This is a genomic window from Williamsia sp. (assembly GCF_036566845.1).
In the GTDB taxonomy this organism is placed as follows: Bacteria; Actinomycetota; Actinomycetes; order Mycobacteriales; family Mycobacteriaceae; genus Williamsia.
Map to the genome: position 1 here is coordinate 1 of NZ_DATCVM010000135.1, position 1,926 is coordinate 1,926.

Consider the following 1,926-nt stretch of genomic DNA (forward strand, 5'->3'; position numbering starts at 1 on the left):
ATCCGCCGCACCCAACTCACGCAACAGAATGTTGAGCGTGAAGCTCACCAGCACCGTGAACGGAATCGCCACCAGCAGCGTCGGGGCCATCGACACCTTCGCCACAAACCAGCACTGCTCCAGAAACTCCCGCCACTGAAACGGCCGCACAAAAACAAACCGCACCGCATCCAACGCCATCGAGAAGAACCCACCCACAGCCGCCATCGCACCCGACAGCCCATTCGGCAACGCAATACCGGTCGACCAACGCTCCGGCCCCTTACTCGCCATCAGTTGAGTCCTCCGGGTCCTTCTAGGATCGTCACGGCCGATACGGCTGTCGGGCCGCCAAGGTTGTGCGCCAGGGCGATTCGGGCGCCGTCGACCTGGTTGACGGCCTCGCCTCGCAACTGTTGAAACAACTCGACGCACTGTGCCACACCTGTGGCCCCCGGCGGGTGACCTTTCGCTTTCAGGCCGCCACTGGGGTTGACGGGGAGCCCCCCGCCGACGCTGGTCACCTCGGCCTCCAGCAGTTTGTAGCCACCGAACCGTTCGGCGAAGCCCAGGTCCTCGTAGCTCATCAGCTCGATTCCGGTCAGGAAGTCGTGCACCTCGGCGACGTCCACATCCGCCGGGGTCATGCCGGCCATCGCGAAGGCCTGCTTGGCCGCGCGGGTGGTCGCGGGCAGCATGGTCATGTCCGGCTTGTGCTGGTGCATCACCGAGTCCAGGCCCAGCCCGACGCCCCGGATCCAGACGGGCTTGTCGGTGAAGCGGTCGACGACGTCTTCGGCCGCGATCACGAGCGCTGCGGCGCCGTCGCTCTGCGGCGCGCAGTCGTAGAGCCGGAACGGGGTCACCACCATCGGTGCGTTCAGGGCCTGCTCCATCGTGATCTCGAAGCGCGACCGCGCCTTGGGGTTGTTGACTCCGTGGCGGTGGTTCTTGACGGCCACCATGGCTAAGTGTTCTTCAGTTGCCGGAGATTCGTGGAGATATCGGCGAACATGTAAAGCGAATCCCGCAGGCGCGACCAGACCGAGAGGATAATCCCAGGCCATGTCGCGCGCCATGCCCTCCCATTCCCACAGCATGTCGGCCGATGTGGTGTCCCGCAGCTTGTCGGCACCCATCACCAGCGCCACGTCGAACGCACCGGACGCGACGGCGAACAGCGCGTTGCGAATGGCGTCGTGTCCGGTTGCGCATGAGTTCTCGATGCGGGTCACTGGCAAATCCGGTAGGCCCAGCGTGTCGGCGAGGATCCCGGACGGAAACCCGTCGGCGGTGCCCATCGCGCCGAACCACGCGGCCTGCAGATCGCCCTTGGCCAGACCCTTGTCCACGGTGCCTGCGCACTCGGAGAAGGCCATCGGCAGCAGGTCCTTGATGCCGAGCGCGAAATGTTCCGCGAACGGCGTCATCCCGGCGCCGACGATCGCGACGTTCCTCATGCGGCCGCCCTCTCGGGCTCGAACGCATATCCGTAGTCCGGCACCCCGGAGCGCACCGCGACCCGGCGAAGGGCCAGCCGACCGCGGTCACCGATGTCCACCGTGCCTGCCGGGGCACCGGTGACCTTCACCAACGCGCGCACGTCGACACCGTCGAGCTGGACGATGACGAGCGAGTACGGCGTTCGCAGACCGGGCACCGGGATGTGCACCGTGGTCTCGGTGTAAACCGTGCCGGTGCGCGGTAGCGGCACCAGCTCGTAGTCGGTGGCCAGGGCGCCGTCGGCGCGGACGCGATAGCGCGGCGGGAAGTCCAGCTCGTCGGAGTCGGCGAACTGACCTGCCTCCCAACGCACTTTCGCCTCGAACGCCCGCTCGTAGGCGGCCAGCGAGATCGGGATGTCCGCGTCAACGCTGAAGGTGCTCGCAGGCGCCGGACTCGGGGTCGGTTCCCTGCGGTGGATCTGTGCGGCGCCGCCGCTGACCG

2 protein-coding genes and 1 pseudogene are annotated in these 1,926 nt (G+C 66.8%); all 3 read right to left on the reverse strand.

Annotated elements, in window-relative coordinates; translation table 11 throughout:
• Window positions 1-273: pseudogene (locus VIQ49_RS12800) on the reverse strand (ABC transporter permease); the annotation flags it as partial.
• Window positions 273-1,439 (reverse strand): thiolase C-terminal domain-containing protein, encoded by a 1,167-nt coding sequence (locus tag VIQ49_RS12805; RefSeq protein ID WP_331885099.1) that lies wholly within the window; start codon window positions 1,437-1,439, stop codon window positions 273-275. The pseudogene VIQ49_RS12800 and the gene VIQ49_RS12805, both read right to left, overlap by 1 nt.
• Window positions 1,436-1,926: Zn-ribbon domain-containing OB-fold protein (locus tag VIQ49_RS12810; RefSeq protein ID WP_331885101.1), on the reverse strand; the 491-nt coding region annotated here is incomplete at its 5' end. The genes VIQ49_RS12805 and VIQ49_RS12810, both read right to left, overlap by 4 nt.

Excerpts from the sequence above, each read along its gene's own strand:
- VIQ49_RS12805 (WP_331885099.1), bottom strand. The coding sequence starts at position 1,439 with ATGAGGAACGTCGCGATCGTCGGCGCCGGGATGACGCCGTTCGCGGAA.